This is a genomic window from Thermoplasmataceae archaeon, assembly GCA_038729425.1.
Classification (GTDB): domain Archaea; phylum Thermoplasmatota; class Thermoplasmata; order Thermoplasmatales; family Thermoplasmataceae; genus B-DKE.
This window is the reverse complement of the sequence record JAVYSB010000008.1, coordinates 1-22,688: the sequence shown is the minus strand read 5'-3', so window position 1 is coordinate 22,688 and position 22,688 is coordinate 1. Positions and strand designations below refer to the sequence as shown.

At 45.4% G+C, this 22,688-nt stretch carries 27 protein-coding genes and 1 tRNA gene; 10 read left to right on the top strand and 18 right to left on the bottom strand.

Annotated features, from left to right (window positions below; translation table 11 throughout):
- Nucleotides 1-314 precede the first annotated feature (314 nt).
- Entirely contained in the window at nt 315-773 is a 459-nt protein-coding gene (locus tag QW597_06830; protein MEM0156292.1) for a MarR family transcriptional regulator, read from the top strand.
- A gap of 71 nt (nt 774-844) precedes the next feature.
- Here the strand turns inward: QW597_06830 and QW597_06825 are convergent, their stop codons facing one another.
- Nucleotides 845-1,759 (bottom strand): ornithine cyclodeaminase, encoded by a 915-nt coding sequence (locus QW597_06825; GenBank protein MEM0156291.1) that lies wholly within the window; start codon nt 1,757-1,759, stop codon nt 845-847.
- Nucleotides 1,760-1,885: 126 nt separating this feature from the next.
- Nucleotides 1,886-2,086, bottom strand: coding sequence for a hypothetical protein (locus tag QW597_06820; GenBank protein MEM0156290.1), 201 nt, complete (start codon nt 2,084-2,086; stop codon nt 1,886-1,888).
- A gap of 466 nt (nt 2,087-2,552) precedes the next feature.
- Here QW597_06820 and QW597_06815 point away from each other — a divergent pair, with 466 nt between their 5' ends.
- The 3 genes from QW597_06815 to QW597_06805 are packed head-to-tail and all read left to right on the top strand — an operon-like array spanning nt 2,553 to nt 4,977.
- Entirely contained in the window at nt 2,553-3,674 is a 1,122-nt protein-coding gene (locus QW597_06815; GenBank protein ID MEM0156289.1) for a 2-oxoacid:acceptor oxidoreductase subunit alpha, read from the top strand.
- Nucleotides 3,671-4,456 (top strand): thiamine pyrophosphate-dependent enzyme, encoded by a 786-nt coding sequence (locus tag QW597_06810; protein ID MEM0156288.1) that lies wholly within the window; start codon nt 3,671-3,673, stop codon nt 4,454-4,456. Before QW597_06815 ends, QW597_06810 begins: the two co-directional genes overlap by 4 nt.
- Nucleotides 4,453-4,977, top strand: a complete 525-nt coding sequence (locus tag QW597_06805) for a 2-oxoacid:acceptor oxidoreductase family protein (protein MEM0156287.1) — start codon at nt 4,453-4,455, stop codon at nt 4,975-4,977. Before QW597_06810 ends, QW597_06805 begins: the two co-directional genes overlap by 4 nt.
- Before the next feature lie 216 nt (nt 4,978-5,193).
- On the opposite strand, the gene QW597_06800 is transcribed toward QW597_06805, so the two are convergent.
- Nucleotides 5,194-6,021 (bottom strand): alpha/beta hydrolase, encoded by an 828-nt coding sequence (locus QW597_06800; GenBank protein MEM0156286.1) that lies wholly within the window; start codon nt 6,019-6,021, stop codon nt 5,194-5,196.
- Nucleotides 6,022-6,146: 125 nt separating this feature from the next.
- On the opposite strand from QW597_06800, the gene QW597_06795 reads away from it, so the two are divergent.
- Nucleotides 6,147-6,434, top strand: a complete 288-nt coding sequence (locus tag QW597_06795) for a hypothetical protein (protein ID MEM0156285.1) — start codon at nt 6,147-6,149, stop codon at nt 6,432-6,434.
- 4 nt (nt 6,435-6,438) lie between these two features.
- On the opposite strand, the gene QW597_06790 is transcribed toward QW597_06795, so the two are convergent.
- The 8 genes from QW597_06790 to QW597_06755 all read right to left on the bottom strand — a co-directional run bounded on the left by QW597_06790 (nt 6,439) and on the right by QW597_06755 (nt 13,744).
- Nucleotides 6,439-7,374, bottom strand: a complete 936-nt coding sequence (locus QW597_06790) for a deoxyhypusine synthase (protein ID MEM0156284.1) — start codon at nt 7,372-7,374, stop codon at nt 6,439-6,441.
- A 232-nt stretch (nt 7,375-7,606) separates the two neighbouring features.
- Nucleotides 7,607-8,170 carry a 30S ribosomal protein S7 gene (locus QW597_06785; protein ID MEM0156283.1) on the bottom strand — a complete coding sequence of 188 codons (564 nt, stop codon included), beginning with the start codon at nt 8,168-8,170 and terminating at the stop codon, nt 7,607-7,609.
- Entirely contained in the window at nt 8,170-8,598 is a 429-nt protein-coding gene (locus QW597_06780) for a 30S ribosomal protein S12 (protein ID MEM0156282.1), read from the bottom strand. Before QW597_06780 ends, QW597_06785 begins: the two co-directional genes overlap by 1 nt.
- Before the next feature lie 108 nt (nt 8,599-8,706).
- The gene (gene ychF, locus QW597_06775) at nt 8,707-9,891 is read right to left on the bottom strand and encodes a YchF-related putative GTPase (protein MEM0156281.1); all 1,185 of its coding nucleotides are present in this window, start codon (nt 9,889-9,891) and stop codon (nt 8,707-8,709) included.
- 8 nt (nt 9,892-9,899) lie between these two features.
- Nucleotides 9,900-10,346, bottom strand: a complete 447-nt coding sequence (locus QW597_06770; GenBank protein ID MEM0156280.1) for a UPF0179 family protein — start codon at nt 10,344-10,346, stop codon at nt 9,900-9,902.
- Between the two features lie 4 nt (nt 10,347-10,350).
- On the bottom strand, nt 10,351-11,409 hold the full coding sequence (locus tag QW597_06765; protein ID MEM0156279.1) for an NAD(P)-dependent glycerol-1-phosphate dehydrogenase: 1,059 nt from the start codon (nt 11,407-11,409) through the stop codon (nt 10,351-10,353).
- A gap of 123 nt (nt 11,410-11,532) precedes the next feature.
- Nucleotides 11,533-12,765, bottom strand: coding sequence for an MFS transporter (locus tag QW597_06760; protein ID MEM0156278.1), 1,233 nt, complete (start codon nt 12,763-12,765; stop codon nt 11,533-11,535).
- Nucleotides 12,766-12,910: 145 nt separating this feature from the next.
- A complete protein-coding gene (locus QW597_06755) occupies nt 12,911-13,744 on the bottom strand; it encodes an isoaspartyl peptidase/L-asparaginase (protein ID MEM0156277.1) in 834 nt (277 codons plus the stop codon).
- A 95-nt stretch (nt 13,745-13,839) separates the two neighbouring features.
- Between QW597_06755 and moaC the strand changes: the two genes are divergently transcribed.
- On the top strand, nt 13,840-14,286 hold the full coding sequence (gene moaC, locus QW597_06750) for a cyclic pyranopterin monophosphate synthase MoaC (protein MEM0156276.1): 447 nt from the start codon (nt 13,840-13,842) through the stop codon (nt 14,284-14,286).
- Nucleotides 14,270-14,758, top strand: a complete 489-nt coding sequence (locus tag QW597_06745; protein MEM0156275.1) for a MogA/MoaB family molybdenum cofactor biosynthesis protein — start codon at nt 14,270-14,272, stop codon at nt 14,756-14,758. The genes moaC and QW597_06745 overlap by 17 nt, the downstream gene beginning before the upstream one ends.
- Nucleotides 14,759-14,779: 21 nt before the next feature.
- Here the strand turns inward: QW597_06745 and QW597_06740 are convergent, their stop codons facing one another.
- The 7 genes from QW597_06740 to QW597_06710 form a co-directional block, all read right to left on the bottom strand.
- Complete coding sequence (locus tag QW597_06740) at nt 14,780-15,322, bottom strand: hypothetical protein (protein ID MEM0156274.1); 543 nt, start codon at nt 15,320-15,322, stop codon at nt 14,780-14,782.
- Complete coding sequence (locus QW597_06735) at nt 15,319-16,053, bottom strand: HesA/MoeB/ThiF family protein (protein ID MEM0156273.1); 735 nt, start codon at nt 16,051-16,053, stop codon at nt 15,319-15,321. Before QW597_06735 ends, QW597_06740 begins: the two co-directional genes overlap by 4 nt.
- On the bottom strand, nt 16,040-17,884 hold the full coding sequence (locus QW597_06730; protein MEM0156272.1) for a molybdopterin-binding protein: 1,845 nt from the start codon (nt 17,882-17,884) through the stop codon (nt 16,040-16,042). The genes QW597_06735 and QW597_06730 overlap by 14 nt, the downstream gene beginning before the upstream one ends.
- Nucleotides 17,884-19,074 carry a molybdopterin molybdotransferase MoeA gene (locus QW597_06725; GenBank protein ID MEM0156271.1) on the bottom strand — a complete coding sequence of 397 codons (1,191 nt, stop codon included), beginning with the start codon at nt 19,072-19,074 and terminating at the stop codon, nt 17,884-17,886. Before QW597_06725 ends, QW597_06730 begins: the two co-directional genes overlap by 1 nt.
- Before the next feature lie 6 nt (nt 19,075-19,080).
- Nucleotides 19,081-19,314, bottom strand: a complete 234-nt coding sequence (locus QW597_06720) for a MoaD/ThiS family protein (protein MEM0156270.1) — start codon at nt 19,312-19,314, stop codon at nt 19,081-19,083.
- Nucleotides 19,289-20,257 (bottom strand): GTP 3',8-cyclase MoaA, encoded by a 969-nt coding sequence (gene moaA / locus QW597_06715; GenBank protein MEM0156269.1) that lies wholly within the window; start codon nt 20,255-20,257, stop codon nt 19,289-19,291. The genes QW597_06720 and moaA overlap by 26 nt, the downstream gene beginning before the upstream one ends.
- A 120-nt stretch (nt 20,258-20,377) precedes the next feature.
- Nucleotides 20,378-20,800, bottom strand: coding sequence for a molybdenum cofactor biosynthesis protein MoaE (locus tag QW597_06710; GenBank protein MEM0156268.1), 423 nt, complete (start codon nt 20,798-20,800; stop codon nt 20,378-20,380).
- A gap of 92 nt (nt 20,801-20,892) precedes the next feature.
- Here QW597_06710 and QW597_06705 point away from each other — a divergent pair.
- The 3 genes from QW597_06705 to QW597_06695 all read left to right on the top strand — a co-directional run.
- Nucleotides 20,893-20,964: transfer RNA gene (locus QW597_06705), tRNA-Val, on the top strand.
- Nucleotides 20,965-21,344: 380 nt separating this feature from the next.
- Entirely contained in the window at nt 21,345-22,109 is a 765-nt protein-coding gene (locus QW597_06700) for a hypothetical protein (GenBank protein ID MEM0156267.1), read from the top strand.
- Between the two features lie 42 nt (nt 22,110-22,151).
- The coding region (locus tag QW597_06695) for a hypothetical protein (GenBank protein MEM0156266.1) at nt 22,152-22,688 on the top strand (537 nt) is incomplete at its 3' end.

The window sequence follows — 22,688 nt, the reverse complement described above, 5'->3', positions numbered from 1 at the left end:
TCTGAAATATTAACGCAAAATGAAAGAGGATCAAGTGGTGGTGGAAAGTATGAAACGTTGGGTCAGTTTCACTGGAAAGATGAGATCAATGTGGGAGGTAAACAAGGCAGAACCTTCTTCGTCGTGTCAAACGGAACACCAGCCTACAAGTTATAGTCTTTACCAAGATTTGACCGAACACTGTGATTCAAGAGTGATGTGAGCTAATTTGCTTTCAATAGTAACCTTTATATCGTAAAATATTTATAAACTAAGGACAGTACTTAAATATTGTAAAAACTAGCAGACATGAAAGGCTTAAGGAACGAGAGAAAATGTCAGATTCGGAAGAAAAATGCTCCATACTTGTGTGGAGGACGCTGAAAGATGTGTGGAAAATTTGGTACAGACAGGCTGAAAGAAATCTGTCAAGAATAGGACTAAACAACATGGAGTATACCGTTCTTCGGGTTCTATCTGAGAATGGTTCCCTCTCCATGGTCCAGCTGGCCAATCTCACAAACGTTACTCAGGGATGGATAACCAGCATTGTTGATAAGTTGGAAGAGAAAAAACTCGCTGAACGTGTGAGGGGATCTGACGATCGCAGAATAATAATGATCCAGATTACAAAGGCAGGAAATAAAATACTGACAAGAGCCAGAGATATACACTCAAAGTTTGTGGAGGAATCAGTGAAAGCTCTCGACAAGAAGGAAATTTCTGATCTGCTTTCCATACTGGAAAAGATGAAACTCTCACTTTCGGAAGAGCTACCGGAACAAGTTGCCTGATCCAACAGTTTAAGGCATCGTGAATGGCGTGTAAATGTGAAATCTCCTCTTTCAGGTGCAGGTTAATGCGGTCATATCTGTTCCAGTTTCTTCAAAACAACGTAAGCCGCACAGAGATCCTCTAGGCCAATTCCCATGCTTTTGAACACGCTTCTCCCGCCAATCTCGTATTTTGAAGGATCTGATACGAAACTTCCCATGTCGATAATTCTTCTGTCGTCTCTGCCGATTCCAGAACCGATGATCTCGCCGGATTCCATCAGAGCCTGATCAACATGCTCAACAATTATGGAAGTGCTCCTGTCCAGCACATCCTTTCCAACCTCCATCCTGTTTGGCAAGTTCCCGCCCGCGAGATTCAAGTGATAATGATCCGGGAGCATTGAAGCTGCGAAGAGTGGTGTTTTCGAGTTGGTTATGGTAGATATGATATCGGAATCTCTTAGGGCATCCTCTGGTCTATCCACGCTTTTGATATCTATTCCAAGTTCTCCAGCATATTTCTCCGCAAACTTCTTTGAGTTATCAGGGTGCTGTGAATACACATAGGCTCTCTCGACGTTGAACACGGAAGCAATACCAATCAATTGAGTCTGGGACTGAAATCCGGAACCAAACAGCCCAAAGTTCACGCTCCTCCTCTTCACAATCATGGAAGATATCATAGCCGGCAACGCACCGGTCCGCAACTGACCAAGAATCTCGGCGTCAACCACTGCTATAAGATCGGGTGGATCTATTCTGAAAACGAGGACGGCAGCCCTAAAACCATTCCTTGAGGAAACATAGCTCTTGAGGCCCGAAATATTGTATTTCGGGATACTCGCGGGCATGGTGTTCAGTATATGGCTATCGGCAATAATCCTGTTCCTTGGGCTGGAATAAGCCTTTCCTGCCCCAAGATCTGAAATGAAGTCCTTGAGAGCAGGAATAAGATCTGAAATAGATAGGTTCTGTTCAACATCCCTCTCTGTTAGATAAAGCATAATTCCAGAGTGATTTATGATAGAAAAACGTATGCGACCAGACAGTTAGTTTGAAAACACTGAAGCAGATCCCCAATCCAGGAAAAGCCTCACGCCGTCACTGATGAGACAGATTATTCGCGCATTTTACTTTTCCGGTATAATTAGAACTAGACGTATGGCAACTATCGCAAATATTAGCCCGATTATGCTTCCAATATTAGTAACAGTTCCGTAAGTCTCTCCAAAAGGATATCGCAGTATTCCAAACAGTTCGAGCAACATGGCAACATAAGAAATTATGATGGATAACATTATCAAGTTCTTTAGTTGAGGTGTTGAGATCATGATGTGTACATGAGGCTGTTAATTATATACTTTTCACACGATATAGGCGAGAGATTATTGTTTTGCCGCCCTGTAACTTCCGAATCCCCTGCAATAACCCAAATAAAGATGCAGTGACCATGTCTATAATAACCGATTTACCAGCCGGACCAGCAGATAAACTCAATGGCACTTGTCTAGGCTGACTGCCTTTATTTTAGACTCTCCCCGAACATATTGAGTCAATGGCTTTAGTATTCCCCTTGCAATTGCCCATGGTGAACATATCTGCAATAAATATTTCCAAGAATTTGTGCAAGGGTTGCAGCATCTGCATTGACGTATGTCCAAAAGACACGCTCAAGATTTCCGACGAAATAAACGGATATGGGCAGTTCTACCCCACAGTTGGAGATATTAAAACCTGCATAGGTTGCAGATTATGCGAGTTATACTGTCCGGATTTCGCAATAGAGGTGATATCAGATTGATAAAACCCGGTGAATATTTTGTAGAGGGGGATGTTGCTATAGCCTACGGGGCAATTATGGCTGGATGCAGGCTGTTTGCCGGTTACCCAATCACCCCAGCGAGCGAAATAACTCAGACAATGTCTGAGTTACTGCCGAGGGTAGGGGGAAAATTCCTCCAGATGGAGGATGAGCTTGCAAGTATCTCGGCTGTTATTGCTGCTTCTTGGGCGAACGTGAAGTCGATGACAGCAACCTCAGGGCCAGGGTTTTCGCTAATGCAGGAGAACATTGGGTATGCTGCAATGACTGAAACACCAGTTGTGATTATTGACGTTCAGAGAGCCGGGCCATCAACTGGACAGGCAACAAGACCTGCACAGGGAGACGTAATGCAGGCCAGATTCGGGTCGCATGGCGATTATGAGGACATTGTTCTATCACCGAATTCTGTCCAGGAGATGTTCGATCTTACACTAAGGTCTTTCAATCTGTCGGAACGTTTCAGGGTTCCTGTGATCCTTCTATCAGATGCAGTAGTGGGGCATATGATGGAGAGGCTGCTAATACCTGAGGCTATTGAAATAATCAACAGGAAAATTGCATCTTCACTAGAGGAATCCACAAGGTATGGCGATGATCTCATACCTCCGATGGGAAGGTTCGGAGACGGTCTTGAGCTAATGGTAACAGGTTCAACCCACAATCCAGATGGGACGCGAAATACTGGAAGCCAGGAAGTACAGGCTTCCTTAGTCACAAGACTGGTGGAGAAGATATACAGGAACAGGAATGAAATCGAAGACTGGGAAGAGATTGAGACTGACGATGCAGAGATACTTGTGGTCGCATATGGCGCAACATCCAGGCCCGCTCATGGAGCAGTACTTAAAGCTAGGGAGAAGGGCATAAGAGCAGGTCTTTTCAGGCCAAGAGTTCTGTGGCCAGCCCCGGAGAAGAGAATGAGAGATCTGAACGCATCCGTAAGAAAGGTTTTACTTCCAGAAATGTCAATGAGGGGGTACTCCATGGAAATTGAAAAAATGTTCCCTGGTAAATTCGTTCACATGCCAAAAGTGTCTGGTGGAATGCACACCGTCTCAGAAATACTGGGGAAGCTGCAGGAGATGAATGCATGATTACTGCATCTTATATCAGGGAAAACTACATCAGGAGGCTACCTTCCGCTTTCTGCCCGGGATGCGGTGATGGGCAGATTGTTAACGCCATAGCCAGAGCCATAGATCACATGAATGTTCCACGAAAGGATATAGCGGCTGTATCCGGAATAGGATGTTCCGCGTGGATTCCCTCGCCGTACCTCAGGGTCGATTCCCTGCACACAACGCATGGGAGGGCAATCGCATTTGCAGTGGGGCTAAAGGTTGCAAATCCAAAGCTAAAAGTCCTAGTAGTCAGCGGAGACGGTGACTGCACTGGTATAGGCGGAAACCACCTGATCCATGCAGCGAGAAACAACATTGATATAACAGTGATAATGGCTAATAATGGCGTATACGCTACCACGGGTGGGCAGGTAGCTCCAACTACTGAACACAGCATGAAAACAGTGACGACCCCATACGGGAACCCATCATTTCCACTGAATGTTACAGACGTGGTGGCCGCTGCTGGGGCCTCTTATGTTGCGAGATGGACTACTTGGCATCTGCCGCAACTGATCAAATCCATTGAGAAGGCGATGACTAAGAAAGGTTTCTCTTTCATAGAAGTGCTTTCCCAGTGTCCCACATACGAAGGAAGGATGATCGGGATGGATCATATTGAGATGATGCACATGTTCAGGGAAAATTTCAAGACCACTGAAAGTGGGCATTTCAAGATCGGAGAGCTCGTCGACATTGAGAAGCCTGAGCTGACTGCTGAACTTGAGAAGATCATTGAAAAGGTGAGAGAGTGATTCAAATAAGAATTGGGGGCTGGGCGGGGCAGGGAGTTATGCTCGCTGGAACCATCTTGGCGCATTCTTTTTCTGAGGTATTGAAAAAAAATGTGGTTATGACCAGATCCTATACTGCAGCCGTGCGATCTGGGATTTCTACTGCGGACGTGATCATTGACGATTCAGCTATTTATGACCTAGTGATAACTTTCCCGGACGTTATGATCTTCATGGATCAGAGGGCACTGGAAGCCTCAATAGGACTTGCCAGAAAGAGTAGCTACGTGATCATCGATTCCACGGTTGTAAAGAAGGTACCGGAAGACCTGAAGAACGTTCATGTTGTGGATGCATCAGCAAAGGCGGAGAGAATTTCAAGTCCAAAAATTTCGAATATGGTCCTGCTGGGGGCATTTTCCCGAATAACCGGCTTTGTTCCGATGGAAGCGCTTGAGGAAACGGTAAAGAAATACGTTCCAGAAAAGTTCGCTGGGGCGGATGTGGAATGCGTAAGGTCAGGTTTTGCCTCTAAATCATGAACCAGAATCTGTGGGTGTTAATCCACTTTTTTCATCCTGAATTGACTATATGGCACACTTTAAAGCTCCAGCTTGAATCAATGGTAGCGATAGGGCATCCTGCACGGCAAGATATATCATATGCAGCACTGGATGTAATATGCTCTATAATCACCTGGGAACGAAGCGATAATCAGATGGGAAGGCTGGGCATATCTTGGTCTCTGTTTTAGTATATTAGTGCGCTGAGAACCAAGACAATATGTCTGAATAGACAGCTCCCTTTCCCTTCTCGTTTAGAATCTCATGGTAGAATCCATCATACATCTTTTTGGTTTTGTCCGTGGAAGAGATGAAACCATAAGCCTCTGGAGTGACTGCAGGAGGAACGATCTTATCGCCCGAACCCTGTAGCATGAGTATCGGGGACGATACTTTCCCAAGATTTTTCCAGATGTCTCTGGACCCCTGGTAAAGCTGGTAAATCATGGATACAGAAGGATTTTTGCAGACCAGCGGGTCATTAAGGTAATTCCGCTCTACGGCGGGATCATGGCTCAAGTATTCGGCCCGGATTGGCAGTTTCACTCTCTTTCTGGGTGAGACGGCGTTCATTATGGAAAGTATGGCTCTCTGGGTTCCATTCGAGACCACTCTGAGTGAAGCTCCGGAAGTTACTGCGCCGCGCACCGGTACTTTTGACCTTGCTAGAACATGGAAGACAATGAGTCCACCCATGCTGTGCCCGAGCATAAATATAGATTCAGAACCCATATCGTCCTTTATGTATGAAGAGAAAGCTTCAGTGTCTTTCACCATGAACTCGAAGTTTTTAACATAACCGAATTCATCAGCACTGGCGGTCCTTCCATGACCCCTTAGATCGTACATCGCAAGGGTATATCCATTGTTTTCCAGATACTTTCCAAACTCCAGGTACCTTCCGGTGTGCTCCACAAAACCATGTACACCAATGATTGTACCTCTGCTCTTCTCTGGGAACCACATCCTGTAAAATACCTTCAAGCCGGTATCTAGATCCGCTGTGCCCTCTTTATAGGTCATAGATAAGCATATCCTCCATGGAATAATTATAATTTTCCAGCTGTTTTTGTCCTTTACCAGATTTCCCATGGATTAGTCCAACTAGTAATAATAAGGTAAAATACATAGCCAGAATATCAGCCTGAATGTGGCCGTCTATCGAAAGGAAAAGACTAGAGAATTATGTGAAAGGGAACAATTCATACACTCTTTTCAGGGATGGGAAAAAAATTGAGCTGCACTTTACTCCGGAATTCCCGGAAGCCATGGCACACCTTCCGGACGGTGAACCAGTGGAACACATCATGTACGGGTTTGAAGATAATGGTAGAATTTATTTCACATCCTTCAAGACCAGGAGCAGTTTCGGCGAAACTACCACTGATCTGGAGGGCGAAGATGACCCTGTAATGGAATGGCTGAAATATATCTGAGAGATCAATCAAGCAGTGAACCGATAAGGACAGGCAATATTATAGTAACGTCTCCGTATACATTTACGAATTCCGCATCTTCTCTTATTTTTCTCCAGGAAATGGCTTCTTCGAGCTTTGCGCCAGAGAGTGAACCATCATATTCCTGCGCTGTTGTGATATAAACAGCTGAATCCAAGCCTCCTCGGAACTGGTTCCACCATATCGTATGGTGCTTTGATATCCCCCCGCCCATCATGAGCGCGCCTGTCTTTTTAGCGTCAAACACTATGTCAGAAAGCAGGTGTTCATCTTCAAGCAGGTTTATCTTGAAGTCCCTGTGCGTTTCATAAAATGACCAGAATTGCGATCCAACCGAACCGTCGGTCATTCCTGGCACGAATATTGGTATGTTGTTCTTTGCTGCATTATAAAGGATGGAAGAGTCGTCATTGATCCTTGAACCGATGCGCCTCACCAGTTCTGAGCCACTCCACTCTTTCTTCTCTTCATACAGATCAGTGAGCATCCCCTGTATCTTTTCCTCAATCAATTCTCCATAGCTCTCGTCCGGAACAAAAACATTCCCAAGTCTATTTATTCCGAGGTCAGCAAGTTTCCGATCGCTGAATTCAAATGTACCGGAGTAGTATTTCCCGTAGGTTCTTGCAACATCATGATCAAGTGTCCCGTTCGTGGTTATAATTACGTCAACTAGTTTCCTTTTAACCAGTTCGTTAATTACTCCCCTTGTGCCTGTTGAAATTATGTCTGCTGGGAACGAAAGAAATGTCGTGTTCTCCTCGGTGAACATTTTTTTCAGAATTTCATACGCGGTATAGATCTTGGCAGAGGAAAAACCTCCAGATTCTCTAAATTGCCCCATCAGGTCGTTAAGAGTGGAGTTACCTGAAAGGTGCATGTCCCTGACAGGCTCAGTCAGAAGATCCTTTCTGTCCATAGCGGATGAATACGTAAGCAAAGATAATGTTATTTACGGCAATTTTAAAACACAGCATGATCCATCTCAGCAATGAATGGGGTTTGTCCCATGCAGGCGGCCACGATCCGATTGAACTCCCATGAGCAAATTGTTTCTAGGCAAAATTGTAGCCAACCACAAGTATGGAGGGAATGTATTATAAAAATATTGAACATGTGTTCGGAATGATAGTTATCCGAACCAGTATTGATTATCTCGCGGATGCCGCCACTCTCTCAATCTCTTCCTTCTTGCTCACCGAGAAAGAGTTCGCGTCATTGTTAGCTGCAAGCATGATCTCGTCTGCGAGGCAGTCCTCGATGCTCTTCTTGTGCTTGAAGGAAGCATTAGTAGCGCCACTTGCTATGTTCCTGAGCGCAACATCAACTCTTCTAGATGGGGATACATCGACGGCTTTCGGAACGGCGATTCCACCATACTTCAGTCTCGTGACTTCTTCCCTGGGAGCAGAATTCTCAATGGCGTTTATGAGTATCTGAACCGGGTTCTGCTTTGTCTTTGCCGCTATCTTGGCAAACGCTTCGGAAAGGACGCGATACGCACTGTATTTCTTTCCTGTCCACTTCTCGGTCCTCATAAGTTTGTTCAGGAGCCTTTCGACGGTGTTCACATTTCTCTTTCCGGCGAAATAGTTTGAAAACCTCCCTCCAGTGTGGAGATTCAGGTTTGAGGTGAGGTTTATGTATTTCGAAAGTCCCTGATCGTGTATCTGTATCTCGTTAACATCATATTGTCCAAGTAACTTTATCTCCATTATCTCACCGTCTTCTCCTTTCTTCCTTTTACAAGCTCGTGGAGTGATATGCCATTAACCTTTACAACCTTGTATCTCACTCCGGGGATATCTCCCTTGCTTCTTCCCATTCGCCCTCTTATGCCCTCAACCACTACCTCGTCGTGTTCATCTATGTAGTTGATTGCGCCATCACCGGGTGCGAAAGCGGTGATCTGTCTGCCATTCTTTATCAATTGAAGTTTGACACATTTCCGTATGGCCGAGTTTGGCTGTTTTGCCTCAATCCCAACTTTCTCTATAACTATTCCCTTAGCCGAGGGAGCTCCCTCCAGGGGGTCGCTCTTCTTCTTGAGCTGAAGTACTCTTCTCTTGTAGTCCCTGTCGGACCATTTGTACTTGTTCCTCTCAGAAACAAGTTTTGAACCTGCATTTTCTCCATTCGCCAATGTACCACCTTAATAGTGTGCTTAAATTTAGAGTAACCTCCGAATAAGGAGTAGATATATAATCTATTCTCTGCGCCAGTTGACCATGTTGGAAGGAGTCCATAAAACCTATGTTCGGTGGGTCACGATCTTTATGACATCGCCATCCTTAAGTTCATACTCCTTCCCAACAACCATCTTGGTCCGCCCATTGATTGCTCTGATGAATCCTTCACCTATTTCTGTATGAATATTGAACGCAAGGTCTAATGCGGTATTTCCCGCGTGAACTAGAAATGCATCAGGAAGAACATTTCCATCCTTGTCGCACCATTTCCCCTCGTCATAGACAGGAAACACGACTATGTAATGGAGAAGCCTATAGACAATATCAGAAATCACTTTCCCTATTCTAACAGGGATGCCACCTTGGAAAAAGGCATTTATCCTGGCTAGTGCATCTTTCTGCGCATCCTTGAGACCCAGGCTTATCTCAACGGGTACTTCAGTGGATCTTATCAATCCAGCCCCAGATGCTCTGGCAAGTGCCAATTCGTATATGCCCGATACCATAAAATTGTTGTCTGTTATGTTAGCCAGTCTTGACATTTCCTGGTTGTTGAGTTCATCAGACTTGTTCCCTACATGAATCAATGGCTTTACATATTTGAATATCGCCGAGGCAAAGTCCATGAAGTCATCACTAGTCCATATAGACAGCTTTGCAGGAAACGCTTCCTTGAGGAGTATCGTCTCTATATCCTGCTCTCTGAGGCCAAACGTTCCAACCTTGGGCATCAGCTTTGTTTCAATTCTTTCTCCAGTGCTGTCAGCCTTTCTGGAGAATTTCTCCCAGTCCCTACCAAGCCTGGACGCTACCCAGTTCACGAGTTCTTCCCTTATGAATTTCAGTTCCTCGGCAGGATCAACAAAAGTCTCCGAGGGATTCCCATCCGCAGTTGTTTTTCCGGATGCATCATAAACATGAATTATTGCATCGACATCCCTGATATTATCAAGGAACTCGTTTCCCATTCCTTTTCCTTCACTGGCTCCAGGTATGAGGCCGGGTACGTCAATGATTTCAACCGGAATCATGCGGATGCCGTTTCTGCAGGTCCCCTCGCGAGGGTTGCACGGATGGCCCAGATCTTTTTCCGGGCAGGCATGATCTATGAATGTTACCCCAAGATTTGGCTTGACCGTTGTGAATGGGTAATTGCCTATCTCAGCATGCGTTTTAGTTATGGCGGAGAAAATCGTGGATTTGCCGACGTTCGGCTTTCCAACAAGGCCTATCTTTATTCTCTTCATTTCAGGGTTCAGTGAAGGGTAACAGCTACCTTTCTGAGGTCATAGCCTTTCGGGCAGTCAACCTTGCCCTCTATCTTGTCTACCACAGCTTTAGTGCCTTCCCTCGTGTGGATAAGGTTGCATGTCTCTATATTTGGGCAGGCATAATTGTCACAACCCAGTGAATTCAATGTAACGGTAGATCCTTCCTGCAGCTTCTTACCGTGCTGTATGTTAGCATAATTCTGGACATCCTCCACCTCAACCGTTGCGACTTTGTCACCGTCGAATACAAAGCAAGGGTTGATCTTGTCCCTCACCTTGGTTATCCTGTACTTTCTTCCTGGCTCTAGGTTGAAACACACGTTCTTAATCCTGCATTCCGCACATCCAACGAGCGGCGTAACAAACGTAAATTCCAGACCTTCCTTTGCCAGATCCACTCCAATCAATGATATTTTTGCCGTATTATTCACCTTTTTAAATTACCCCTGTGACCTCAAGGGTTCTTTCTGCAGCATCATAGCTAAGGTCACTTTCTCCCAATATGGTGTATCTCTCCTTGCGGATGCTGTGCGCGCCCATGAGAGACTTTATCGTTGTTGATCTTGATATTCCATAACTTTTTGCACTTATGCTTATACCTATTTTCTCGTAAGTCCTGATCAGTTTCTTCCACTCCCCTCCATGAAGGTACATGGAAACTACCGATCCCATGGCTACCTGTTCGCCATGAATTGAATTGCCAGGGCCGTATAGCTCCAAGGCATGCGCAAACATATGTTCACTTCCACTGGCAGGTCTGGAAGACGAGGCAATGGCCATGGCTGTTCCAGATGCCAGTATCTGTTTCGTAACAAGCCAGACGGATTCTTCCACTCCTGGAAGGATCATATGTGCCTTTTCAATCAATTCTCTTGAGGCATATTCCGAGATAGCAGCGGCGCTTGAGCTGTATTCTTCACCCTTGAGCCTGTTTGCGAGCTGCCAATCGAGAAGGGCAGTGATGTTTGATATTACATCAGCAGCTCCACCCGAAAGAAACCTAAACGGTGCTTTTACCATTACGGATGTATCAGCTATTATAGCAACCGGCATAACGGCCTCCACGGAAGCGACTGAACCGTTTCCTTTGATGGAAGCTCTAGGAGATGCAATGCCGTCATGACTCGCTGATGTGGGGACGCTCACAAGGGGTAGACCAAAATCGAATGCAGACTTCTTGGCCAGATCTATTTTGGTTCCGCCGCCAACACCGACGACCAGGCCGGCCTTAGTCTCTTTCACGAATGAATTGACACTTTCTAGATTCTTGACGTTTGCTTCGCCGGTGATCAGGGAAAAAACTTCAAAACCAGCATCCTTGAGCATCTCTTCTGATCTCTTTCCTGCAAGTTCATAAGTGTTGTTACCAGTAACGATGGCGATGGATCCAGAACGCAGATTACGCTTGACCACGTCGGTGATATTTACAATGGCATTGTGCCCTACAAATATGTCTCTAGGGAAATGCATTGTACGTATCTTCTCGAATTCCATCTACGTATCATAGTACTGTTAGATATAAATCTTCAGAAAATGCATTCAGAGAAATTTTATTGCGAAATCCGAAAAAAGACGGGCAATAGAGCGGGATAGATTTTATGTGAACCATGAAGACTATTAGGAAAGTTCCACCTTTATTTCCTGATATCCCGCCCTCGCAGCTGGTTCATTCCAGAAAAACTTGTAATACATCAGGAGGTTGGCAATGTTGAGAACGAAAGAAATCTCGAATGGTATCACCACGGAAATATAGTCCTGAATCGCTCCAGAACTTGCAGATGCGGCGGCTGAAGGAAAAAGTCTTGCTGATTGGTTGATGCCGGTGGCGGAAGCTCTCGTTTCTTCTGTTACCATGGTCATCATCAGCGCCTGCTGCGAGGGCAGGGACAGAGCGCGGACGGAAGTGAATATCACATAGAAGAAAGACGCCATTAGTGCGCTGGACGCGAATGGGAATGCCAGAAGAAAAACTGTGGACACGGATCGGGTGCTGATTATCATTGGCACGAATCCCATCCGTTTTGTCAGGATAGGGGTGAAGATCATCACTAATGCCGTTAAAAATCCTCCAACTGCGAAAAGGTCCCCTATCTCTCCATTTGGCATAAGAAATGTTTCTGCCAGTATTATGGATAAAAATGGGGTGATCAGCCCCTGCGCAGCTCCATTCATTGTTCCAGTAACGGCGAATTTAGCGATAATGTTCCTATTGGGGCTGGCATTGCCCTTCTTCTGTATTCCCTTCTCTGGATTAATTCTCTTCCTTTTGAAATTCTCCTTCAGGGGAATAATGGATACAACTGAAATGGCGGTGATCACCAGGGCGATAAGGAATAAAAGCCTGTAATCCTCTATGTTAGACATGAGTGCTCCGGCAGACCCTGCAAAACTGGAAATCATTGTGAATATGGAGAATAAGGTGGTTCTGTTTTCCGCATCTGTCTTCTCCGCCAGCAAAGCAGACTGCATTGGAGCTACTGAACCGCCTACACCGCCACCCACAAGTCCCCCGGCAATTCCAAAACCTCCTAGTGCGGACGAAACTATGAGAAAGGCATAATTAGTTGTAACCAGAAGAATGACGATTGATAGAGGCAGCAGGATCAATGACGCCAGAAGCAGTTTCTTCCTTCCGTGAATATCTGCCAACCGTCCGAAAATCAGTGTGAGCAAGGGCGTGCCCAGGCCGCCTGCTGCAAACAGGATTCCTACCTCAGTGAGTGAAAGGTGTAATCCCTCGGTGTAATAAAGGCCGATTATCACTGCCAGAAATCCAGCTGCAAAACTCCTAGTAGATCTTGAAATCAGCAATAATGAGAGATCATATCTGTTCCTGTTCTGACCGTTCATCAAATCGCGTACCATCTCTGTTCAATCTAACCGCGGAATGTTCAGGTAACAGAACATCGCTTATAACCAATAGCACCGTCATTGCTATGATATACGAAACCAGTGTGCAATATGTGGCTCCGGAAAACAGCCATGATATGTATATTCACGCTTCGATGTACCCTGTTGCCATATCCTTGTTAGCGGAATATGCCACTTCGTTTCTGGAAACAGCGATAACACCAACAGCAACATCGCCGAAGTATGCCACTTCCTCATCCAGTATTTGTTTTAGTGGTTTCTCGCCAATTCTGGAATATATCCTGAAGCATAGAGACCTCTTTATGATCTCTTCCCCGATTCCAGTGGCAACAACGGATCCTTCTTCGCCTGTGAATATACCTGATCCGGGAACCGGTGAATCGCCCACTCTCCCCCGCATCATGGGTGAGGCCCCACCCGTTGAGACTGCAGAAGCAAACCTGTCCCCTATCCTTGCAACCGCACCCACTGTATCATGGCCGGTTTTTTCCATAGACAGAAGGAACATCTTCTCTCTTGCCCCCGGATCCTGATTTGACTCAAGGTCGAGTTTCACTTTTTCAAGCCTTTTTCTTGACTTCTCCGTCGAAGGATCATAGTCCCCATGGCCCATGATCCTTGCAAAAGCGGTCGCACCATCCCCAGCAAATATCACGTGCGGTGATTTCTCCATCACATCTCTCGCAACTAACACTGGGTTTTTCACCCTTTCAATGCCCATCACCGAACCCACGTGACCCGGTACCATCACACAGGCATCCATTTGAATGGTACCATCCAGCCGCATTACAGAACCTGTTCCAGCGTTAAACGTTTCATCATCTTCCATAAGCACAACCGCCTTCACAACTGAGTCCAAGGGTTCCTTGAGGAATGCATGCCTGGCATATCCGTTCAAAATTGGGTTTATGCTTGAATCAGAGCCAACACCACCGTGCAAGAGGAGTATGTCTTTCACCTACGCGAATCTCATGGTGGCTAAAAAATGATCTGTGTGCTGTACTAGATCCAAAGTCCCATAATTTATTTATTTCTATCACCATTCGATATTCAATGATAGACATTTCGTCGAAGGACGTGGTTGAACGCACTGCCACTGCTTCCGGCATGATCAGGCTCAAGAACTCTACCATAGATTCAATCAGACACGGAGATAACAAGAAGGGAAACGTACTTGAGACCTCTAGGATAGCAGGAATGCAGGCAGCAAAGAGGACATGGGATATCGTACCATACTGTCATCAGATTCCCATTTCGTCTGTGAATCTGGACTTTGACACGGAGCAGAACAGCATAAAAGTGATCTGCACGGTGAAGGCGCTCTATAAGACTGGGGTGGAAATGGAGGCCATTTCCTGTGTGCAGGCTGCTCTGATAACCATATGGGACATGGTGAAATACCTGGAGAAGGATGACTCTGGTCAATACCCGGAAACTGAGATAGAGAGAGTGCGGGTAGAAAACAAATTTAAGAGGAAGATCGATGCATCACAGGACTGATGATAAATACGACCTGAATTTCTTGGTTGTGACAGTTTCAGACACGCGGACAGAAAGGAACGACGAGTCTGGAAACATAATGAGTAAACTGATGAGTGACTCGAACAGGAGGTTTTCCAGGATAATCGTTTCCAACGACCCAGAAAAAATAAGCAATTTAGTTGAGCAGAGCGACGCCAACGTGATTATCTTCATCGGAGGGACCGGTCTTGGAATGAGAGACTTGACTTCCGCAACGTTAAGGAGAATTATGGAGAGAGAAATTCGTGGGTTCGGAGAAACCTTCAGATCCAGAAGTTCCCTTCAGGAGATCCATGCCATTCTCTCAGACGCCTCAATGTTTGCGGGAAAAGGCAAGATTGTTTTCTCACTGCCTGGTTCTGAAGATGCCCAGAAGGTAGGTTTTGACCTGATCAATGATATAGTGGATCACGCTTATCATGAAGCGATGAGGCAGCCCAGAAGAAGTTAGAATTTGCCACTTGTTCACGCTCTACTGTAACCTCAACCTCTCGATATCTGTGAGATAATTTACGTTTTCAAAGCATCTTTCCCTTTCCGCAGGGTATTGTATACTTACGCCGAATCTCTCCACAAATTGGTGAAGTGTCCTTCCTCCTCCTGTAATGTATTCCTCAAGTAATCTTGAATCATTTCCAGCATATATGCAGTGCAATGTCTGCCTTATTCCGCTGGGTGAAATTGGGCACAGCGTCCTGCCATTGAACTGTGAGATCATTGAAGAGATGAAATCGATGCAGAGGAATGGCATATCTCCGCCAAATGCAAAAATGTCACCGAATTTACCAACTGCATAGTTCACGGAATCAAGGATTGTACCATCACTTGGATCTTTTACTATTTTCCCGTGTTTAACCTGGAGATCAGGATCCTTGGATAGGATCAGGGTTCTTTCAAACATTCCAGATGTGCTGACTTTCCTCTCGATTCCCTCAGTCATCCCTGTACCATTGATCTTGATACTGTGTTTGCCCGGGAACCTCTCGCTTTTCTTTACAAAAATAACAGCTATCATGCGATCCCACACACCTTGCAAGCCGGATTTATAACGGTTTTTATCCTCTCAATGCCGTAGTTCCAAGTATCAATATAAATCACATCACCTTCAACGGCTTCTTCCATAAGGATCCTGAGGGAAATTGATATAGCCAGAGATCCAATAACAGCGGGTGTAGAAGGCAGGATCCCGATTTGTGCACATCCGACTCCCTCGTTTCCGGTCTCAGGATACCCAAGGCATGCCGTGCAGGAAGTGATATGTGGTAAGACAGCCTTTATGGTTCCGAAGGTCTCGCTGGCGGCGGTCATAATCCATGGTATTTTATTGCGAACCGCGTATCTGTTTATGGCATTCCTTGCGGAATAGTTGTCCGTTCCGTCAAATATCAGATCGGGTTTTCCAATAATAGTGGAATTCTCTATTGTCAACCTTTCAGTCTTTGCGGTGATTACAACATTTCTATTTATCCTTTCAAGCCTTGATTTCAGGATCTCAGCCTTCTTTTTCCCTAAGTCCGGTTCAGCATATTCCACCTGTCTCTGGAGATTGGTCAGCGATACAGAATCGTCGTCGATTATGAGTATCTCCGCAACACCGGATCTTGCCAGCAATTCTGCAGCAACCCCTCCGGTCCCGCCTACTCCAACAATTGCAACTTTCTTTGAGGAGATCTTCTTCTGCCCCGCTATGGAAATCTGCTGGAGTGACAGGGAACCAAGGTACCGGTCAAATTCAAGAGGAGGCACTTCTACCAATCACTTCCTTCAACTTTTCAACTGATCTCTTTACATCGTCTGAACCAATGATATTTTGCGACACGATCAAGGATTTGTGTATCCTGCCGATTTTAATAAATTTGATATTTTCATCGTAAACGGGCATTTCCGGTCCGATATATAGGGTATATTCCCCGTTGATTACTGATTGCACGCATGCTTCCGGAGTTGGGAGCAAACTTGCTTTGCATTTCATGTATTCCCCTTCACCAAACCGTGCCTGAATATCCCGTTTCAAGGCCATTGCAAAAGAATCCGTTAATGAGGCGGTCACAAGGGTCGCTTTGCCCTCCTTTATGGTTTCCATAAGACATCTGAGATCACCAGGATTCCCCTGCACATAGAATCCATAGGAAACCTGGTAATGAAACACACTGGAATAGCCATCCACTGATGGGAAATCGTTTCCATCCAGTGCAGAGATCACGGCAAAGTCCGGTGATACCTGAGAAACCATTGTCAGAACGGCGTCATCTGATACCCTGATGATTGCCGGCAGGTCATCCAGGGTTGATAGGAATGTGGCAGTAACACTATCCGTGGGACCCAAAAAGAAAGTTCTGGAGAGGTTTTCCCTGATCAAATGCACTTCAATTTCTTCACCGGCTTCAAGAAATTTTCTGTCCCCCAGAATAACAGAATAGCCTTCAGCATCGAGGAGTCTTGTCACTGACCCTGAGGCGCCATTAACTGGAAGAGCAATCACCTTTCCATTCCTCTCAACAAGTCTCAGGATCATCAAGTTTGTATACCCAAATCTTATTAGCGTCTTCAAGCCAATGGCGGCCCTGATAATGGTTTCATGATATGTTAACCTGGCTATTTTCATAATTGCCGGCATGAACAGAGCTCTGAACACCATCATTGAAGAGACCGGAAAACCAGGTAGCCCAAAGACAGGCTTCGAATCGGAAACGGCGAAGACCGTTGGAGTTCCAGGCTTGACAGCAACACCGTGGTAAATGATTCCTGGCTGCATGCCCTCCAGAGTCCTGTATACATAATCCCCTTCACCTGCAGACGTTCCGCCGCTTACAATCACGGCATCGTTCTCCTTGATCATAGCTTCAAGAGTTTTCCTGATGGCATCCATATCATCACGCATCAATGGGTATTTCCTTACCGAAATGCTGCTGAACCTGGATAGCTCCGATGCGACATATGTGCTGTTCGACTCATACAACTTCCCCTCCACGAGAGGGTCTCCAGGCGTTAGGAGTTCGTCGCCTGAGGAAACTACGCCTATTCTTGTCTTCCGATATACTGAAATAATGTTAATTCCGCTTGCCGCTAGCACTGCCACTGTGACTGGAGTAACCACTGCGTTTTTCCTGATGATGAGCGTTCCTCCTGGCATATCTTCGCCTGCATGGGCAACATTTTCCCATTTGGTTACGCTCTTGCTGAATTCCGCAGTCTGACCATAAATGACAGCGTCTTCAACCATGGTCACTGCGTCGCAGTTGATCGGCATGACGGCACCTGTGGCAATTGGAACACAGTACCCATGTCCTGGATGTTTCACAGGAGGTTTGCCAATTTCCGCATTTTTTTTCACAATGAGGCTTACATGCCTGTCAGCTCCCGCCTCGGAAAGATCATCCGATAAGACGGCATATCCGTCTACTTCAGATCTCGAAAAAGGCGGAAGGGGAACGCCGGAGTAGATGTTCTCTGTGACGACCCTTCCAACACTCTCCCACACATTTACAGATTCGAAATCGGTCACTGGTCTGACATTTTCCGCAGTCAGAGATTTTGCCTTTTGAAACGAAACCAAGTCTCTGAAGATCTTTCCCATCATCCCACCCTATCGAGTTCGACCTCTACTGTCTGCCCAATATTGATTCCCTCACTGTCCTCATTCACCACAATAGTTCCCGAGGAATCCAAAATAGTTGAAAGAATGCCGGATCCGGAGATCTCAAGCGGCCTACAGATGAATTTGCCATCGTGGTTTTCCAAGGTAACCCTGAGGTACGTTCTCATTCCAGGGCTTGCAACCACCTTACCGTCCATAGTAGCTTTTACAATCACACGTTTTCGCCTGAACCCCGTGAGCCTATCTATGTATGCCCATACAAACGGCTCGGTTGACACTAGGGAAGCTACCGGCAGACCGGAAGTTGACAGGACAAGCTTCCCGTCTACATTGTAAGCAGAAATGGTCTTTCCAGGTCTTATCTTGACCCCTCGGAAAAGCCTTTTTCCAATGATATCTAGAACTTTGGGCACAAGGTCTATTGCGCTTGGTCCACTTCCGCCAGTTATTACCATTATGTCGCAATTCCTTAATGAAGACACCACTCTATCTCTGATAAGATCTCCTGAATCTCCAACTACGCCAAGGTCAATGACTTCGGTAAAGGGCATTGAATATTTTCCGCAGAGTAGTGGCTGAGTGTAGTTCGGAACTCTTCCGGAGACAATCTCGTCACCAGTAGAAAGGATAGCAATGATAAGTTTTCTGTAAGCGCAAATATCGGCCTTGCGACATGCAAGAGAAGCTGCGATATTTTCAGGTTGAATGATATCCCCCTTCCTCAGGATTACTGAGTAAGGCTTTAGATCCTCTCCCTTGGATGATATATTCTCTGATGGTCTGAGAGGTTTCAAGGCATATATTGCATCATCCGTAACGAGGGTGTCCTCAAGCATTATCACACTGTCGAAAGCATCTGGAATAAGGTCCCCGGTATTTACAGGGAAAGATTCTCCTCTTTGCGGATTTCGCGAAGGCGAGCCGATCCTGACGGGATTTCTTTCTGAAGCCGACACGGTTACAGCGGATAGTACTGCGTAACCGTCCATTGCACTTCTGTTGAATTCCGGAACAAAACCTCCGCATGACACATCTTCGCTGGCTATGAGGCCCATCGCTGATTTTACGCTCTGGTAGGATGAAGTTAGCTGATTCCACTTCTCAGAGTATACTCGCGAAATGGCCTCTTCAAATGAAATATAAGATAACTGCTTTGAATTTGCTGACATTCAGAACTATCCGCCACTAACGGGAGGAAACAGATAAATGCTATCTCCTGAGTTCAGTTTTTCGTTGTCCGCCGTAAATTTCTCGTTTCTTGCAAGGATCATGTTAGATTCGTAACGCTTCAGCAAGGGATATTCAGTCATTATCCTGTGCTTAAGGTCAATAACGCTGGTGAAATCGTCCATTTCAAGGACCTCTTCTTTCTTACCTGTAAGTTCACTGAATCTCGCGAAGTATTTCACTTTCAACAGCATCCTCTCCCCTCCAGTATGGTTCACGCTTTTTGACAGCCGATATGAAAATGGTATCGAGATTTATTTCCCTGTTTCCTGTCCTTACCTCGTGCAGGATATCTGTAAGATTATCATTTCTCATAAGGCACGGCTTTAGCTGTCCAGTCGACGTTAGCCTAATGCGCGTGCAGTTGCTGCAGAAGTCACTATTATTCATAGGCTTTACGAACTCAATAGATGTCTTCACACCTCGGTTAAGTAAGGTATAACGTTCTCTGTTATGCAGGTCATTTCTGGTCTTGTCAATGGAGCGTGAGGCAATTGCCCTCTCAATGGGTTCCAGGCTGTAATGATATTTCAGGAACTCGTCAGAGGTAGCCATTTCTTTTGTGGTTTCGTACTCTATCAACTGAAGTATAGTATTGGTCTCAGTCGCAAAATCTATCATCCGCCCTATTAGGTGGACGTTCACGCCCTTGAGCACAACGAAGTTAATTTTAACAGGAGTGAGTCCCTCCGCTACAGCAGCAGATATGCCAGCCTTGACCTGATCAAGTGAGTCCGTACCCGTAATGAACTGAAATCCCTCACGGTCAATGGAATGCATGGAAATATTCACTCTGTCAAGCCCTGATTCTTTCAGTGCCCTGGCCTTGTTAACAAGCAGAACTCCATTTGTCGTAAGTGAAATGTCACCATTGACGTGTTTCCTCACCCTAGCAATTATTTCGGTGATGTCACGACGCAGGAGAGGTTCCCCCCCGGTGAACTTAATCTTATTAACTCCGTGCTTAGCAGCTATTTCGACGACCCTTTCAATCTCTGCGGCGGACATCTCGGCTGAATTAACAGGAGTCCCTTCCATGTGGCAGAAAAAGCACCTGAAATTGCAGGTTGTGTTGACCTGTATTCTCATGCTCTTAACCGGTCTCCCAAAATCGTCGAAAAGCATCTTACTTGCCATGCCATACTTATATCAAAACTTTATGTTTCTCAGTGAAGGGCATAATTGACTCTGCACATCAATGTATATCACACTTGAGTGGAACCTAGGCCCAGTTCAGCGAAGCGGTTACTTTTCTAATTTCTCAGATCTCCAACGCTCCCCGTCGATGAATATATCTCTCTTCCAGATTGGGGCATCGAGTTTTATACCGTCAATAATGAATTCACAGCCCCTGAAGGCACCGAGCCTGTGTCTCGAACAGGTCGCCACAAACACGGAAACTTCACCAACTTTCACGTCTCCTTTCCTGTGGACCGCTAGGGCATCAATAAGATCAAATTTGCTGATAGATTCATTCACGAGTTCGTTAAGCAACTTTGTTGCCATTGATTCCTGTGTCTCATAATAGAGAGATTTAAGCTTCCTCCCGTCCTCCGTTTCCCTTACGACCCCAGAAAAAGTGACCACTGCCCCGATCTCTCTACCAGAAAGAAGTTTAAGGAGTTTCTTCTCATCTATGCTGTCCTCCATGATTCCGACGTATGGCATACCCGATATCTGTATGCGGTTACTCAATTATTATACTTTCTGGATCGGTCCGCGAAAAGAAATATATAAAAGCCTAAAATACAGACCATACGGGGCTCGTAGTCTAGCGGTATGATGTCTCCCTGACACGGAGGAGGTCACCGGTTCGAATCCGGTCGGGCCCATTTAGAAATATAAGCAGATCCTGTTTTGAAAGATAGGTACGGACTCATTTAATTAATTAAATGGATACAAGTCAGTCTATTATCCTTCTTTCAGGTTAAGCCCTTTAAATACCTCATATAACGGTCTGTTGTCGGTATTGAATTCATACTTAAGTTAAACTAAAAGACTAAATATATTTAAGATTTTTACACATATGTGTCGTATTCAAAAAAATAGTAATAATTTTAAGCCTTTTAGCAGTCTTATCTTTCAACATAGCAGTGTCTGGTGTTTCTTTCGGCGTAGGCCACTAAATTATAATAATAACGCTGGGCCGGAAACTCCTATTCCGAGCCTGTCTGGTGCTACGTTATATGCTGCTTTACCTGATGCAAAACCAATGGAACCATACCGACACTATTACAGTGGATTGGGGAGTGCGATCTGGAGTGGACAGTTGTGGACACCAGTTATCCTGCTTAATTCTCCGCATGGCGAAAGTGCCTCTAGCGTTAGTGGTAAAACTTATCAAACTCAATATTCGATTGGGAGGTTTAGCTTTAGTACTTCTTCGACGAGCAACTGGCAAATTAGTGCTATTAACAGAGACGCAAAGGGACTCTTTCAACTTGACACATGGACTATTTATGACACACAATTGGATTTCACCGTGGTCGGGGGAGTAAGCCAAGGATGTACGGTCTGGCAGATTGCAGAAATAACATCTACCGATTACGCCCCTATATATATTATTCATTCACTCGGCGCAACCTCAGATATTGGCAAACCCACTCAAGTTAGCTATCCATACAACAGGGTGAACTATAACTCCATCACTTTCAACAACGGATTCAACCCAAATACATGGAGGGATACACCTCCAAGCATGACTGTAGGAGGAGCTTGCGCCACTTTTAGCACTTACGGACAAACAATGGATCAGTTTGGATTCTCAATTACAGCTGTCATAAGTGGCTCCACAGAAGTTCTTTCTAGAGTACGTAGCGGCACTACAGGAGGGGTCTTGGACTGGTGGACGTTTTCATACCGCTACTACGGTTTTACTTATACATTCCCAAATCTCGGGGTGGGTACATTTGAACTTCAAGCACTTGCTGGGGGTAGTAATGAGGGAGTCGGGTATGCTATCAACTACGTGCAATGATAGTAGGATGGCACTCAACACCTTAATTATCCGAGTATCAACATGAATAGATTTTCAAAGCTATTGATTGTCCTTGCCATTTCCGCCATGGTGACTGGATCGTCAATTTCTTACGCGGCACTTGCCCCACACTGGGTGACAATAATCAATAACACTTCTGAAACAACAACCAGCTTTCCGTTCATGACTAATTACACCGGGAATATAACTTCCGAGAAATTCTTAATCGACAACATTTCTTCAGGGGTTCTCACTTCCAGTATTGAAGTATACACCTACCCAGTCTGGCAGGTGCCAGAGTATTCTGGAATTCCCACATCCGGTAATATAACACATAACCAGACCCTGTTGATCAGTTTCGGCCCGACTTTCGCTCTTGAGGCAACACTGTATCAGCTGCCTACTGCCAACCACAAGTCTTCAGGTGGAACCGTCTACGGAGGCATAAGCTCAACGACCAATACAGTTAGTGTGCCTTTTCTCATGCTGCTGAATGGCAGTACTCTTGCTTTTCCTCTCAAGGCTCCTCCCATAAATATAGCTTCTGGTAGCTATGAACTTGCACTTTCGCTGTTTGTG

Bases quoted from the DNA above. Each gene is read 5' to 3' on its own strand.
- QW597_06810 (MEM0156288.1), top strand. From the start codon at position 3,671: ATGATTACTGCATCTTATATCAGGGAAAACTACATCAGGAGGCTACCT.
- QW597_06765 (MEM0156279.1), bottom strand. From the start codon at position 11,409: ATGGAATTCGAGAAGATACGTACAATGCATTTCCCTAGAGACATATTT.
- QW597_06760 (MEM0156278.1), bottom strand. From the start codon at position 12,765: ATGAACGGTCAGAACAGGAACAGATATGATCTCTCATTATTGCTGATT.
- QW597_06700 (MEM0156267.1), top strand. From the start codon at position 21,345: ATGGAACCATACCGACACTATTACAGTGGATTGGGGAGTGCGATCTGG.
- moaC (MEM0156276.1), top strand. From the start codon at position 13,840: ATGATAGACATTTCGTCGAAGGACGTGGTTGAACGCACTGCCACTGCT.
- QW597_06710 (MEM0156268.1), bottom strand. From the start codon at position 20,800: ATGCCATACGTCGGAATCATGGAGGACAGCATAGATGAGAAGAAACTC.
- QW597_06725 (MEM0156271.1), bottom strand. From the start codon at position 19,074: ATGTCAGCAAATTCAAAGCAGTTATCTTATATTTCATTTGAAGAGGCC.
- QW597_06825 (MEM0156291.1), bottom strand. From the start codon at position 1,759: ATGCTTTATCTAACAGAGAGGGATGTTGAACAGAACCTATCTATTTCA.
- QW597_06790 (MEM0156284.1), bottom strand. From the start codon at position 7,374: ATGGACAGAAAGGATCTTCTGACTGAGCCTGTCAGGGACATGCACCTT.
- QW597_06795 (MEM0156285.1), top strand. From the start codon at position 6,147: ATGTGGCCGTCTATCGAAAGGAAAAGACTAGAGAATTATGTGAAAGGG.
- QW597_06820 (MEM0156290.1), bottom strand. From the start codon at position 2,086: ATGATCTCAACACCTCAACTAAAGAACTTGATAATGTTATCCATCATA.
- moaA (MEM0156269.1), bottom strand. From the start codon at position 20,257: ATGCTTTTCGACGATTTTGGGAGACCGGTTAAGAGCATGAGAATACAG.
- QW597_06800 (MEM0156286.1), bottom strand. From the start codon at position 6,021: ATGACCTATAAAGAGGGCACAGCGGATCTAGATACCGGCTTGAAGGTA.
- QW597_06730 (MEM0156272.1), bottom strand. From the start codon at position 17,884: ATGGGAAAGATCTTCAGAGACTTGGTTTCGTTTCAAAAGGCAAAATCT.
- QW597_06785 (MEM0156283.1), bottom strand. From the start codon at position 8,170: ATGGAGATAAAGTTACTTGGACAATATGATGTTAACGAGATACAGATA.
- QW597_06745 (MEM0156275.1), top strand. From the start codon at position 14,270: ATGCATCACAGGACTGATGATAAATACGACCTGAATTTCTTGGTTGTG.
- ychF (MEM0156281.1), bottom strand. From the start codon at position 9,891: ATGAAGAGAATAAAGATAGGCCTTGTTGGAAAGCCGAACGTCGGCAAA.
- QW597_06830 (MEM0156292.1), top strand. From the start codon at position 315: ATGTCAGATTCGGAAGAAAAATGCTCCATACTTGTGTGGAGGACGCTG.
- QW597_06740 (MEM0156274.1), bottom strand. From the start codon at position 15,322: ATGATAGCTGTTATTTTTGTAAAGAAAAGCGAGAGGTTCCCGGGCAAA.